Source organism: Paraplanobispora siamensis, assembly GCF_016863175.1.
In the GTDB taxonomy this organism is placed as follows: Bacteria; Actinomycetota; Actinomycetes; order Streptosporangiales; family Streptosporangiaceae; genus Planobispora; species Planobispora siamensis.
On the sequence record NZ_BOOJ01000029.1, the window covers coordinates 22596 to 34756 of the forward strand.

At 72.3% G+C, this 12161-nt stretch carries 13 protein-coding genes; 9 read left to right on the top strand and 4 right to left on the bottom strand.

The genetic code is table 11. From position 1 onward, the window contains the following. Position 1 precedes the first annotated feature (1 nt). The 4 genes from Psi01_RS16365 (at position 2) to Psi01_RS16380 (ending at position 5119) form a co-directional block, all read left to right on the top strand. Positions 2-2020, top strand: coding sequence for an acetyl/propionyl/methylcrotonyl-CoA carboxylase subunit alpha (locus tag Psi01_RS16365; RefSeq protein WP_373872498.1), 2019 nt, complete (start codon positions 2-4; stop codon positions 2018-2020). A gap of 61 nt (positions 2021-2081) precedes the next feature. Next, positions 2082-3005 carry a hydroxymethylglutaryl-CoA lyase gene (locus Psi01_RS16370; protein ID WP_204064880.1) on the top strand — a complete coding sequence of 308 codons (924 nt, stop codon included), beginning with the start codon at positions 2082-2084 and terminating at the stop codon, positions 3003-3005. Next, the gene (locus tag Psi01_RS16375) at positions 3002-4156 is read left to right on the top strand and encodes an acyl-CoA dehydrogenase family protein (protein ID WP_204064881.1); all 1155 of its coding nucleotides are present in this window, start codon (positions 3002-3004) and stop codon (positions 4154-4156) included. Before Psi01_RS16370 ends, Psi01_RS16375 begins: the two co-directional genes overlap by 4 nt. 597 nt (positions 4157-4753) lie before the next feature. Continuing rightward, complete coding sequence (locus Psi01_RS16380; protein WP_204064882.1) at positions 4754-5119, top strand: VOC family protein; 366 nt, start codon at positions 4754-4756, stop codon at positions 5117-5119. A gap of 345 nt (positions 5120-5464) precedes the next feature. On the opposite strand, the gene Psi01_RS44120 is transcribed toward Psi01_RS16380, so the two are convergent. Further along, on the bottom strand, positions 5465-5896 hold the full coding sequence (locus Psi01_RS44120; RefSeq protein WP_204064883.1) for an enediyne antibiotic chromoprotein: 432 nt from the start codon (positions 5894-5896) through the stop codon (positions 5465-5467). A 180-nt stretch (positions 5897-6076) separates the two neighbouring features. On the opposite strand from Psi01_RS44120, the gene Psi01_RS16390 reads away from it, so the two are divergent. After that, a complete protein-coding gene (locus Psi01_RS16390) occupies positions 6077-6481 on the top strand; it encodes a VOC family protein (RefSeq protein WP_204064884.1) in 405 nt (134 codons plus the stop codon). A gap of 17 nt (positions 6482-6498) precedes the next feature. On the opposite strand, the gene Psi01_RS16395 is transcribed toward Psi01_RS16390, so the two are convergent. Then, on the bottom strand, positions 6499-7071 hold the full coding sequence (locus Psi01_RS16395; RefSeq protein ID WP_204064885.1) for a helix-turn-helix domain-containing protein: 573 nt from the start codon (positions 7069-7071) through the stop codon (positions 6499-6501). 47 nt (positions 7072-7118) lie between these two features. On the opposite strand from Psi01_RS16395, the gene Psi01_RS16400 reads away from it, so the two are divergent. Next, positions 7119-8048, top strand: a complete 930-nt coding sequence (locus tag Psi01_RS16400; protein WP_204064886.1) for a class I SAM-dependent methyltransferase — start codon at positions 7119-7121, stop codon at positions 8046-8048. 89 nt (positions 8049-8137) lie between these two features. On the opposite strand, the gene Psi01_RS16405 is transcribed toward Psi01_RS16400, so the two are convergent. Further along, on the bottom strand, positions 8138-8974 hold the full coding sequence (locus Psi01_RS16405; protein ID WP_204064887.1) for an aldo/keto reductase: 837 nt from the start codon (positions 8972-8974) through the stop codon (positions 8138-8140). A 54-nt stretch (positions 8975-9028) separates the two neighbouring features. Next, positions 9029-9646 (bottom strand): TetR/AcrR family transcriptional regulator C-terminal domain-containing protein, encoded by a 618-nt coding sequence (locus Psi01_RS16410; protein WP_204064888.1) that lies wholly within the window; start codon positions 9644-9646, stop codon positions 9029-9031. A gap of 69 nt (positions 9647-9715) precedes the next feature. Here Psi01_RS16410 and Psi01_RS16415 point away from each other — a divergent pair, with 69 nt between their 5' ends. The 3 genes from Psi01_RS16415 (at position 9716) to Psi01_RS16425 (ending at position 12152) form a co-directional block, all read left to right on the top strand. After that, the gene (locus tag Psi01_RS16415) at positions 9716-10303 is read left to right on the top strand and encodes a peroxiredoxin-like family protein (RefSeq protein ID WP_204064889.1); all 588 of its coding nucleotides are present in this window, start codon (positions 9716-9718) and stop codon (positions 10301-10303) included. A gap of 139 nt (positions 10304-10442) precedes the next feature. Next, on the top strand, positions 10443-11006 hold the full coding sequence (locus Psi01_RS16420; RefSeq protein WP_204064890.1) for a hypothetical protein: 564 nt from the start codon (positions 10443-10445) through the stop codon (positions 11004-11006). A 321-nt stretch (positions 11007-11327) separates the two neighbouring features. Then, the gene (locus tag Psi01_RS16425; RefSeq protein WP_204064891.1) at positions 11328-12152 is read left to right on the top strand and encodes a hypothetical protein; all 825 of its coding nucleotides are present in this window, start codon (positions 11328-11330) and stop codon (positions 12150-12152) included. Positions 12153-12161: the final 9 nt, after the last annotated feature.

A 12161-nucleotide genomic window follows, 5' to 3' on the forward strand; every position in this document is an offset into this window, starting at 1 on the left:
CATGACACACCTGCCAGGCTCACCCGCGATGTTCCACACCGTCCTCATCGCCAACCGGGGCGAGATCGCCCTGCGGATCATCCGCACCCTCCGGCGGCTGGGCGTCCGCTCCGTCGCCGTGCACAGCGACGCCGACGCCGGGGCGCCGCACGTCCGTGAGGCCGACGTGGCGGTCCGGCTCCCCGGCGGCTACCTCGACATCGAGGGCATCGTCGAGGCCGCCGCGGCCACCGGAGCCCGGGCCGTCCACCCCGGCTACGGCTTCCTGGCCGAGAACACCGCCTTCGCCCGGCGCTGCGCCGAGGCCGGGCTGGTCTTCGTCGGGCCGCCGGCGGAGGCCATCGAGGCCATGGGCGACAAGATCCGCGCCAAGGAGACCGTCGCGGCGGCCGGGGTGCCGGTGGTGCCCGGCGCGGCCGAGCCGGCCGACGACCTGCTCACCGCCGAGATCGGCTTCCCCGCGCTGATCAAGCCGTCGGCGGGCGGCGGCGGCAAGGGCATGGTGCTGGTCCGCTCCGCCGCCGAGCTGCCGGACGCGCTGGCCTCCGCCCGCCGTACGGCCGCCGCGGCGTTCGGCGACGCGACCCTGCTGATCGAGCGGTTCGTGGAGAATCCCCGGCACATCGAGATCCAGGTGCTGGCCGACACCCACGGCAACGTCATCCACCTGGGCGAGCGCGAGTGCAGCCTGCAGCGCCGTCACCAGAAGATCATCGAGGAGGCGCCGTCCCCGCTGCTCGACGAGGAGACCCGGGCCCGGATGGGCGCGGCGGCGGTGGAGGCGGCCCGGTCCGTCGGCTACGTCGGCGCCGGGACGGTGGAGTTCATCGTCCAGGGCGCCACGGCCGACTACTACTTCATGGAGATGAACACCCGCCTGCAGGTCGAGCACCCGGTCACCGAGATGGTCACCGGTCTGGACCTGGTCGAGCTCCAGCTGCGGGTGGCGGCGGGCGAGCGGCTCCCGCTCACCCAGGACGAGGTACGGCTGCGCGGCCACGCCGTCGAGGCCCGCGTCTACGCCGAGGACCCCGCCCGCGGCTTCCTGCCCACCGGCGGCCGCATCCTCGCCCTCCACGAACCCGGCCTCCCCGGCCCCGAATCTCCCACGATCCGAGTGGACTCCGGCATCGCGGTCGGCGGGAGGGTCGGCAGCGACTACGACCCGATGCTGTCGAAGGTCATCGCCTGGGGCCCGGACCGGGCGAGCGCGCTGCGCACCCTCGACGGCGCCCTGGCCGCGACGACCGTCCTCGGCGTGACGACGAACATCGCCTTCCTGCGGGCGCTGGTCACCCACCCCGAGGTGGTCGCCGGCGACCTCGACACCGGCCTGGTCGAGCGCCGCCTCGACGAGCTGGTCCCCGGCGCCGCGACGCCCGGCGACGTCCTGGCCGCCGCGGCCCTGCTCCTGCAGCACGAGCGGGTGCCCGCCGCCCCGGCCGACCCGTGGGACGTCCCCGACGGCTGGCGGCCGGGCTCCCCGGCCGCGTGGACCACCTGGCGCCTGGAGAGCCGCGACGGCGTGGCCGGGATCGCCGTGCGGGGCCTGCCCGCCTCCGGCGCCGAGGTCCGGCTGCCCGCGCACGAGGGCGAGGAGGGCGACCGCACCCTGCGGGCGCGGCTGGAGCGGGACGGGACCGGCCTGCTCGTCACCCTCGACGGGGTACGGCGCCGCTACACGGCCGCCCGCGACGGCGACACGGTCTGGCTCGGCCGCGACGGCGACACCTGGGCGCTCACCCGCCACCACCTGGGCGACCCCGGGGACCGGGCGGGCGCGGCCGGGGCCGGGGACGGCGTGGTCCGCAGCCCGATGCCCGGCACCGTGCTCCTGGTGAAGGTGACCGCCGGTGAGCGGGTCGAGGAGGGCCAGCCGCTGGTCATCGTCGAGGCGATGAAGATGGAGCACACCGTGACCGCCCCCGTCGCGGGAACGGTCGCCGAGCTGCCGGTCCGCGCGGGCCAGGCGGTCGACATGGACGCGGTCCTGGCCGTCGTCCGGCCGGAGGAGCCGTGATGGCCGGATCGGGCCGTGCGACGGCGCGGGCGGGCGGGAGCCGTACCGGAGGGAGGACGTGATGCGGCGGGAGCCGTACCGGATGGAGGGCCTGCCGGAGCGGGTCACGGTCTACGAGGTCGGGCCGCGCGACGGGCTGCAGAACGAGTCCGCCGTGATCCCCGTCGAGGTCAAGGCCAAGTTCGTGGCCCGGCTGGCGGCGGCCGGGCACCGGGTGATCGAGGCGACGAGCTTCGTGCACCCGAAATGGGTGCCCCAGCTCGCCGACGCCGCCGAGCTGCTGACGTCGATGGAACGGGTCCCCGGCGTGCGCTACCCGGTGCTCGTGCCGAACGAACGCGGGCTCGACCGGGCGCTCGAACACGGCGTCACCGAGATCGTGATCTTCGGCAGCGCCACCGAGACGTTCGCCGCCAAGAACCTCAACCGCACGCTCGACTCGCAGTTCGAGATGTTCGCGCCGGTCGTCGCGCGGGCGCTGGAGCACGGGCTGAGGGTCAGGGCGTACGTCTCGATGTGCTTCGGCGACCCATGGGAGGGGCCGACCCCGATCGCCCAGGTCGTCGAGGTCGGGCGCAGGCTGCTGGACCTGGGCTGCTACGAGCTCTCGCTCGGCGACACCGTCGGCGTCGGCACCCCCGGGCACGTGAGCGCCCTGATCGAGGCGTTCGGCGGTCCCGACCGGCTGGCGGTGCACTTCCACGACACCTACGGCCAGGCCCTGGCCAACACGCTGGCGGCGCTGCGCGCGGGCGTGACCGTGGTGGACGCCTCCACCGGCGGCATCGGCGGCTGCCCGTACGCCGAGAGCGCCACCGGCAACCTCGCCACCGAGGACCTGGTCTGGATGCTGCACGGCCTCGGCGTGGAGACCGGCCTGAACCTCGACGCGCTGGTGGAGACCAGCACCTGGCTGGCCGCCCGGCTCGGCCGTCCCAGTCCCTCCCGGGTCGTCCAGGCCCTCTCTAGGAGTTCGAAACCATGAAGCTGACCGAAGAGTACGAGGACCTGCGCAAGACCGTCGAGGCGTTCGCCCACGACGTGGTGGCCCCGGTGATCGGCGAGCTGTACGAGCGCGAGGAGTTCCCCTACGACATCGTCCGCCAGATGGGGCAGATGGGTCTGTTCGGCCTGCCCATCCCCGAGGAGTACGGCGGCATGGGCGGCGACTACTTCGCGCTCTGCCTGGCCCTGGAGGAGCTGGCCCGGGTCGACTCCAGCGTGTCGATCACCGTTGAGGCCGCGGTCTCGCTGGGCGCCATGCCGATCTACCGGTTCGGCACGGCCGAGCAGCGCGCCGAGTGGCTGCCGAAGCTGACCACCGGCGAGATGCTGGGAGCCTTCGGCCTGACCGAGCCGGGCGGCGGATCCGACGTGCCGGGCGGCATGCGGACCACGGCCGTGCTCGACGGGAACGAGTGGGTGATCAACGGCTCCAAGGCGTTCATCACCAACTCCGGCACCGACATCACCGGCGTCGTCGGCGTGGCCGCGATCACCGGCCGGCGCGCCGACGGCCGCCCCGAGATCTCCACCATCCTGGTCCCGGCGGGCACGCCCGGCTTCACCGTCGCCAAGAAGTACTCCAAGGTCGGCTGGAACTGCTCCGACACCCGCGAGCTGGCCTTCACCGACTGCCGGGTCCCGGCCGAGAACCTGCTCGGCGAGCGCGGCCGGGGTTACGCCCAGTTCCTGCAGACCCTCGACGAGGGCCGCATCGCGATCGCGGCGCTCTCGGTCGGCCTGGCCCAGGGCTGCGTGGACGAGTGCCTGCGCTACGTCCGCGACCGCCAGGCGTTCGGCCACCCGATCGGTCACTACCAGGCCATCCAGTTCAAGATCGCCGACATGGAGGTCCGCACCCACACCGCCCGCCTGGCCTACTACCACGCGGCCGAGAAGATGCTGGCCGGCGAGCCGTTCAAGAAGGAGGCGGCCATCGCCAAGCTGGTCTCCTCCAACGCGGCGATGGACAACGCCCGCGACGCCACCCAGATCTTCGGCGGGTACGGGTTCATGAACGAGTACCCGGTGGGCCGCTTCTACCGCGACGCCAAGATCCTGGAGATCGGCGAGGGCACCAGCGAGGTCCAGCGCATGCTGATCGCCCGCCAGCTCGGCCTCGGCGACCTCTGACCTGGCGATCTCGTCACCGGCCCTGTTCCGTCAGATGCGGAGCGGGGCCGGAACAGCCGCTCATCGATGACCCGCCGGGCGCGGTCATGAGAACCCGGCCGCATGTGCGCGTAGGACAGGAGTGCGAAGGCCGGGCCCACGTGCCCGAGATGCTCGGCGAGTTCTTTGATGGCGACACCTTCACTGAGCATGACGCTGGCATAGAAGTGCCGGATCGGTCCAGCGAAACAGCAGGTTGTGCGTGCGCAGCCTGCCGTTCGGCTTCTTCCAAGGCAGTGAGCAAACGAGCGACGGGTACTTGCCGACATGGACCCGGATCGCCTCGATTCAGGGCATGTGGCAGGTGCCGCTTTGGGCATAGAGCTTCATGCCGTATCCCAGCATGCGATCGGTTCACGCCCCGATCTTCCCCTTGGGCGGAGTACCGGTACGCCGGGGGCTTGCTCCCACAGACCTGGTGAACGCTGTTGTGCCCCCTGTGACCTCTTCCCTATGGTGATGGGACACCCAAAGATCTTTTCGTGCCAGGTCCAGTCTCCGCTGAACGGGATCGTGATGACGGATCCGATCGAAGTCAGTGTGGCCCCACTGATCGCTGTGTCAGACCTCGATGTCTCGGTGGAGTTCTACACGCGGGCTCTGGGTGCGACAGTGCGGTTGCGGCTGCAGCACTACGCCCTGCTCGAAACCGGGACCCAGCGCCTGCATCTGGCGGTGGCCGCCTCCCCGCCACCCGACAGACCGCAGATCTCCCTTGCCCCGATGTCCACGGCGGACAGCAGGCCTTTCCTGCTGGTCCTACAGGTGCCTGACTGCGACAGCGCGGCTGAAGGCATCGCCGCTCTCGGCGCACGGGTGCTGGGCCCGCCCACCGTTCCCCCATGGGGAGGGGAACGCCGATGCTTCGCCCTCGATCCCGACGGTCATCTCCTTGAGCTCAACCAGGCCCTGCCCGGCGCCTGAACCGCTAGGCGCCGTAGACCGCTATAGACGGAGTGGTACGGGATGACCCCGAGCGGTCCCTCCAGCCTCTGTGAGAACTCCATGCACAGCGGTGATCAGGTCTTGAGATCATTGCCCCGCCTCAGGCCGACCTCGGAGCACCGTTGCCCTCAATTGTTAGCAGCGGTCCCGCCGGCTCGGCCTGGGCGATCTCTGATCTGGGAATCCATCCGGCCGGCCCTTTCCGGGGCGATGGATAATTTTTATATTATCGTCCCTTCCGGGGCCGGCGTGGAATCATTCAGTGAAATTGCGGATGGCGTTCCATTCGGTTGACGAAAAAGGTCGATTCACTCGGGGAACGGATTACTTGAAGGTCAGGGCCTGGGAGCCGAGGAAGGCGGTTTCGTTTCCGGCGCTGACGAAACAGGTGGTGGCGGCGCAGTCCACGGTGCCGACCGAGGCGCCGGCCGGGGTGGTGCCCTGGAAGGTCTTGCGCACCACGAAGGCCGTGCCGGCCGAGCCGGCGGCATCGGTGGTGACGGTCTTGACGGTGTCCTCGTTGCACGCCAGCTGGTCGTTCACGGTGGCGCACTGGACGACGCTGAACTGCGTGCCCGCGGTGGCGCCGGTGACGGTCACGGTGGCGGTGGCGCCGTCGGTCAGGCCGGTGGCGGGGGTGACGGAGAAGCCGGGGGCGGCGGCGAAGGCGGCGGGCTGGGAGGCGAGGGTGAGGCCGCCGAGGGCGACGGCGGTGGCGATGCCGAGCTTGGTGAGGAGGCGGGACTTGTTCTGCATTTCTTGACTCCTTTTCTGCTGCGATTGACTCGCGCTTGCAAGGAAAATCTTGCTGCATTCAGGACGGCTGGGACATGAATGCCGGAGTCAGCAAGATGCCGGGCGATATCCGTTTCCTGTCAGCCGTGAGGCTTTCCATCGTGTGACTTCCGCCGGACGGCGCCTTGGTAGTCTCGGCCGGTGACGACGATTGCGCAGATCTCGCTGGGTGTCGCCGACGATGTGCGGGCGGGGGAGTTCTGGAGCCGGGCGCTCGGATACGTACGGCGGCCGCCGCGTTTCGAGGGCGACGAGTGGATCGTCCTGGAGCCTCCGCCGGGAGTGGCGGGGGTCGCGATCGCGATGGACGTGAGTGAGAGTCCCGCCGCCGAGTTCCCCCGCATCCACTTCGATCTCAGCGCCGGGGAACGTGATCTCGACGAGGAGGTCGACCGGCTGGTGGCGCTGGGGGCGCAGCGCGTCGACTGGCCGCACTATCCGGACGACCCCCGGCCGGAGGAACCGGCGTACGTGGTGCTCGCCGATCCGGAGGGCAACCGGTTCTGCGTCGAAGGACGCCGTACCGGTTCCCGGCCGCCCGCCTGAGACCCTCGGCGGGTCCTTCAGGAGGTGGACGGGCGCAGGTGGGTGCGCTGGCCGTCGTGGTCGAGGATGGCCAGGACCTCGGCCGGGCCGTCGTAGGCGCCGAAGGCGTGCGGGATCATCGTGGAGAACTCCGCCGCCTGGCCGGTCTCGACGAGGATGGTCCGCTCTCCCAGCAGCAGGACGACGGTGCCCGACAGGACGGTGAACCAGTCCTTGCCGGGGTGGACGTTCAGCTCCGTGCTGCCGGGCTGGGGCGCCGGCCTGGTGATGCGCACCTTGGCCACGGTCATCCCGGGGTCCCGGCTCAGCAGCCAGGAGGTCATCCCCCGGGCCTCGTCGCGCTGCGGCCTGATCACCACGTCATCGTCGGAGGCCGACTCCACGAGCTGGTCGAGGGTGGTGCCCAGGGCGCGGGCGATCGAGACCAGCTGGTCGAGGCTGATCCGCCGGTGGCCCGTCTCGATCCGGCTCAGCGTGGAAGGGCTCAGATAGCAGCGGGCGGCCAGGTCGTCGAGTGACCAGCCGCGGGCCGTACGCAGCCCTCTGATGCGCTGCCGTACCAGACCGTCGAGATCCGCGTCTTGCTTCATGCGCAAAACTGTATGTCATATGCGCAAGCTGCGCATACAGTCGGAGCATGACGAGCCACCAGCATCATTCCCACAAGCACCAGGATCACGGCCACGGCCACGGACATGGCCACGGACACGGACATGGCCACGGACATGGCCACGGACATGGCCACGGACACGACTCCGCGGCCCTGGCGGAGGTCCTGGATCTCGACGCCGAGGTTCTGCACTCCTACCTGTCCGAGGTGACCGGCTGGATCCGCGAGCTGACCGCGGACCGGCCTCCGCGCCGGATCCTCGACCTGGGCAGCGGGACCGGCACCGGCTCCTTCGCCCTGCTCGGGCACTTCGACGGGGCCGAGGCGATCGCGCTGGACATGTCCGAGGACATGCTGCGCCGCCTTGAGGAGAACGCCCGCGCCCGCAGGCTGGCCGATCGAGTTCGCACCGTCCAGGCGGACCTGGACGCGGCCTGGCCGCAGCTCGACCCCGTCGACCTGGTGTGGGCCTCGGCTTCCCTGCACCACATGGCGGACCCCGATCGCGTCCTCGCCGACGTCCTGGCCACGCTCCGCCCCGGCGGGCTCATGGTCGCGGCGGAGATCGACTCCTTCCCGCGTTTCCTGCCCGACGACCTCGGCTTCGGCCGGCCCGGGCTCGAAGAGCGCTGCCATGCGGTCGTGGCCGAGATGCGGGCCGTCGACATGCCGACCATGGGCTCCGACTGGGGGCCGCGCCTGGCCAAGGCGGGCTTCACCGTCGAGGCCGAGCGGATCTTCGCCGTCGAGCTGGCGCCCCCGTTGCCGGCGGCGGCCGGTCGCTACGCCCAGCTGTCCCTGGGACGCACGCGCCCCAGGCTGGAGGGCCGGCTGGACGCCGACGACCTGGCCGCACTGGACAGACTGCTGGACGGGGACGACCCGGAGAGCATCCTGCGGCGCGACGACCTGTCCGTGCGCACCGTCAGGACGGTCTGGGTGGCCAGGCGCCCGTGAGGGGATCCGCCCCCGGGCCGCCGGGACGCCGACCGAGCCGGATCGAGCCGCCGGCCGGGCCGGATCGGGGCACCGCTCCCCGGGGCGGCTCAGCGCGGTCCGGGCCGGTCGAGCCGCCGCAGCTGATCCTCGCTCAGCCGCAGGTCCGCCGCGGCGACGTTCTCCTCCAGGTGCCCGATCGTGGCGGTGCCCGGAATCGGCAGCATGACCGGTGAGCGGTGGAGCAGCCACGCGAGCGCGACCTGCGCCTGAGTGGCGCCGAGTTCGGCCGCCACGGCGGCGATCCCGGCGGAGGCGTGCGACACCGCCGGCAGGACGGGCCGCCAGGGCAGGAAGGCGATCCCCGCCGCGGCGCAGGCGTCGAGCACGGCCTCGTGCTCCCGGTCGAGCATGTTGTAGCGGTTCTGCACGCTGGCGATGTCGACGATCCGCCGGGCCTCCTCCAGCTCGGCGACGGTGACCTCGGACAGCCCGATGTGGGCGATCTTGCCCTCCGCCCGGAGTTCGCCCAGGGTCCCGACCTGGTCGGCGAGGGGCACCGCCGGGTCGATGCGGTGGAGCTGGAGCAGCTCCAGGCGGTCGACCCTGAGCCTGCGCAGGCCCTGCTCGACCTGCTCCCGCAGGAAGTCCGGCCGGCCGCAGATCTCCGCGTCACGCGGCGGGTCCGGCGGTGCGACGCCCACCTTGGTCGCGATGAGGAGGTCGTCGGGGTAGGGGTGCAGCGCCTCGGCGAGGAGTTCCTCGTTGGCGCCCCAGCCGTACAGATGGGCCGTGTCGATCAGCGTGACGCCCAGCTCGACGGCGCGCCGGGCCACGGCGACGGAGGCCTCCCGGACCGGTCCGGGGGCGGTCGGCAACTGCATGGCCCCGAACCCCAGCCGCCGCACGGTGCGCTCGCCCCCGATGCGGAACGTCTCCGATGTCATCCGCGGTCTCCGCCCTTCATCCGAGGGCGATCATGGTAGCAGCGCCGGTGATCGTCAGGTCCGGGCGGCGATCCCGCGCAGGACGATGGCCAGGCCGCCGTGGAACTCCTCCTCGGCGCCGATGAGGAGTGCGTGACCGGCCGTCTCGGCCATGCGGGGGAACTCGGCGCGGGGCAGCCCGGCGATGGCGGCGGTCCCCTCGCCCGACAGCGGGCCCAGGTGCTCCAGCTGGATCGCGCCGATCAGATAGCTCAGCAGGCCGCGCAGCGCGACGACCCGTTCGGGGCCCTCGACACCGGCCTCGGCGAGGACCCCCAGCACCGTCTCCGACCAGCGCAGTATGCCCGCCGAACGGTGCCGGTGGGTCATGGTCAGCGGCACGACGCCCGGGTGCGCGCCCACCCGCTCGCGCACCCGGCCGGCCAGGACCGTGATCCGCTCCTGCCAGGTCGCCCCGGGCGGGGGAGAGGCGTCGACGCCGTCGAGCACGAGCTCGACCACGAGCCCCTCCAGCTCGTCGCGGTCGCCGACGTAGCGGTAGAGCGCCATCGTGCTCATGCCCAGCTCCCCGGCGACCGTGCGCATCGACAGCGCCGCGAGCCCGTCGCGGTCGATGACGGCGAGGGCGGCGGCGGCGATCTGTCCCTGGGTGAGCGAACGGGGTCGTGGCATGGCGGCTGAAAGTGTACGGCATACGCCTACAATCGTAAGCGTATGTCGTACGCCTACGAGAGGTCTCCGATGCGTCTCCGTCCCGGCTTCACCGTCCCCGCCCGCGAGCTGCCCTCCGTCACCGGGCCCGCGGTACCCGTGCCCGATCCCGGGCGCCTGGTCCACCTGCAGTTCCGGCGCTTCGCCGGCTGCCCGGTCTGCAACCTGCACCTGCGCTCCGTCGTCGCCCGGCACGCCGAGATCGAGGCGGCCGGCGTCCGCGAGGTGGTGGTCTTCCACTCCCCGGCCGGGGAGCTGGCCGAGCACGTCGCCGGCCTGCCGTTCGCCGTCGTCGCCGACCCGGGCAGGCGGCTCTACGCGGAGTTCGGCGTCGAGTCGGCCGTCCGCGCGCTGCTCGATCCCCGGGCGTGGGCGACGATCGCCAGGGCCGTCGCGCGCAGCCTGCGGGAGATCGCCCGCGGACGCGAGCGCGGACCGGCCGCCCGCCCGCACGGCGGCCGGTTCGGGCTGCCGGCCGACTTCCTGATCGACCCCGACGGCCGGGTGGTCGCGTGCAGGTACGGCGAGCACGTCTACGACCAGTGGCCGGTGGAGGAGGTGCTGGCCCTGGCGGCCGCCTGGAGATCGCAGGCGGACGAGGGCGCGCGGGGCCACTGACCCGGAGACCGCGGCGCTCACCGGCAGGCGGCGACCACGCCGGCATCCTCATCCGATTCTCAGACTGCGGCTACGGGGATCTCATCCTGCTGACCGACTGTCGATGCAGGTCACCGACCCATATCGACAAAGGAGTGTCATGAACCGCACCAAGCGCATAGCCGTCGTCGCCGGGATCGGCACCGCCGTGGCCGGCGGGCTGGTCATGCCGATAGCGGCCTGGGCGGCCGAGCCCACGCCCACGCCGTCGTCCTCGTCCACCACCGGCTCCGGCACCTCGTCCGACACCACGCGGGGCGGCCGGCACGGCGACCGCGGCCAGATGGCCGCCAAGCTCGCCGAGGCCCTCGGTCTCGACGAGGCCAAGGTCACCGCGGCCCTGGAGGAGGTCCGCGGCACCGGACGTCCCTCCGGGACCGACAAGGAGGCCGGTCGCGAGCAGCTGGCCGAGGCCCTGGCCGCCAAGCTCGGCGTCAGCGCCGACAAGATCACCGCAGCCCTGGACACGCTGCGCCGGCAGCGCTCCGCCGAGGCCGAGGCGGCTCTGAGCGAGAGGCTCAAGGCGGCCGTCACCGCCGGCACCCTCACCCAGGCCGAGGCCGACGCCGTCCTGAAGGCCCACCGGGCCGGCCTGCTCGGCGGCCACCACGGCGGCAGGCGCGGCCCCGCCGACACCACCGAGGACTCCGGCCAGACGTCCTGACCCGCGGGCCCGGCCTGGGCGCACCGGCTCCGGCCGGGCCGTACCCGCACCCCGGCCGTGCCGGTCGGACGGCGCCGCGCCCTGATGACGCCCGCGGGGCCGTACTCCGTCTCGATCGCGCCGGCCGGGGTCCGCTCCGGCCGTACGGCTGCCGCATCCCGGCTTCACCGGCCGGAATGTGGGATTGCGGGGGTATTCTCTCCATGCATGACGGCTGGTCCCCTCAGGCAGGAGGGGGCGGGGCCGGGTTCGAGGGGGCCGCGCGGGGGTGTCCGCGCCACAGATCCCTCCCGTCCGGGTCCCCGTCCCCGGAGTGCGGCGATGCGACTCTCGCCGGTGTTCGTGGCCGCCGGGCTGGTGCTCGGCCTCACCGGCTGCGCCGCCGTCCGCGACTCCCTCGGGGCGTCCGCGCCGAGCCCCCCGCCCTCCGCCGCGCCGTCCACCGGGTCCGCCGCCGCGCCGTCCACCGGATCCCCTTCCGAGGCGTCCGCCGGATCCCCTTCCGAGGCGTCCGCCGGATCCTCCGCGACTCCGGAGCCCTCCCCGTCACGGACGCCCCGGGCAGCCGCGAAGCGCTACAGCGGATCGGGGGACAAGCTGATCCCGATCGAGCGGACGGGCGAGATCGGCCTGATCACGGCCGTGGCCCACGGCAGGGGGAGCTTCCTCGTCCAGAGCGTCGGCGTCTCCGGGGACGACGCGGAGACGCTGGCCCACGGGTACGACGATCACCGCAGCACGCGGCTGTACAACGTGGAGGGAGAGGAGGACATCACCGCGCTGCGGGTCGTCGCCGGCGGCTCCTGGACGATCACGCTGAAGCCGGTGTCGGCGGCCCGCACGTGGCGCGGAACCAAGGTCACCGGGTCCGGAGACGACGTCCTCCATCTGGAGAAGGAGGCCGCGGGCGCCGAGACGCTCAGGTCGCGGTTCGCCGGCGACGACTACTTCGCGGTCGAGGGCTACACCGAGGACGATTCGAGCCTGCTGGCCAGCGAGGTGGGCAGCTGCGAGGTCGAGGAGGCGCTCCCGGACGGCACGTTCCTGGTGACCGTCACCGGGGACGGCTCCTGGACGCTGGAACGCACCGGTCCCGCGCGCTTCCAGATGGCCGCGGGCCTTCCCGGGGACCGCTCCGCCCTCTAGGGGCGCGTC

What these genes read in the sequence shown, in the direction of transcription:
- Psi01_RS16370 (WP_204064880.1), top strand. Translation starts at nt 2,082, where the DNA reads ATGCGGCGGGAGCCGTACCGGATGGAGGGCCTGCCGGAGCGGGTCACG.
- Psi01_RS16410 (WP_204064888.1), bottom strand. Translation starts at nt 9,646, where the DNA reads ATGCCACGACCCCGTTCGCTCACCCAGGGACAGATCGCCGCCGCCGCC.
- Psi01_RS44120 (WP_204064883.1), bottom strand. Translation starts at nt 5,896, where the DNA reads ATGCAGAACAAGTCCCGCCTCCTCACCAAGCTCGGCATCGCCACCGCC.
- Psi01_RS16420 (WP_204064890.1), top strand. Translation starts at nt 10,443, where the DNA reads ATGAACCGCACCAAGCGCATAGCCGTCGTCGCCGGGATCGGCACCGCC.
- Psi01_RS16415 (WP_204064889.1), top strand. Translation starts at nt 9,716, where the DNA reads ATGCGTCTCCGTCCCGGCTTCACCGTCCCCGCCCGCGAGCTGCCCTCC.
- Psi01_RS16395 (WP_204064885.1), bottom strand. Translation starts at nt 7,071, where the DNA reads ATGAAGCAAGACGCGGATCTCGACGGTCTGGTACGGCAGCGCATCAGA.
- Psi01_RS16425 (WP_204064891.1), top strand. Translation starts at nt 11,328, where the DNA reads ATGCGACTCTCGCCGGTGTTCGTGGCCGCCGGGCTGGTGCTCGGCCTC.
- Psi01_RS16365 (WP_373872498.1), top strand. Translation starts at nt 2, where the DNA reads ATGACACACCTGCCAGGCTCACCCGCGATGTTCCACACCGTCCTCATC.
- Psi01_RS16405 (WP_204064887.1), bottom strand. Translation starts at nt 8,974, where the DNA reads ATGACATCGGAGACGTTCCGCATCGGGGGCGAGCGCACCGTGCGGCGG.
- Psi01_RS16400 (WP_204064886.1), top strand. Translation starts at nt 7,119, where the DNA reads ATGACGAGCCACCAGCATCATTCCCACAAGCACCAGGATCACGGCCAC.
- Psi01_RS16375 (WP_204064881.1), top strand. Translation starts at nt 3,002, where the DNA reads ATGAAGCTGACCGAAGAGTACGAGGACCTGCGCAAGACCGTCGAGGCG.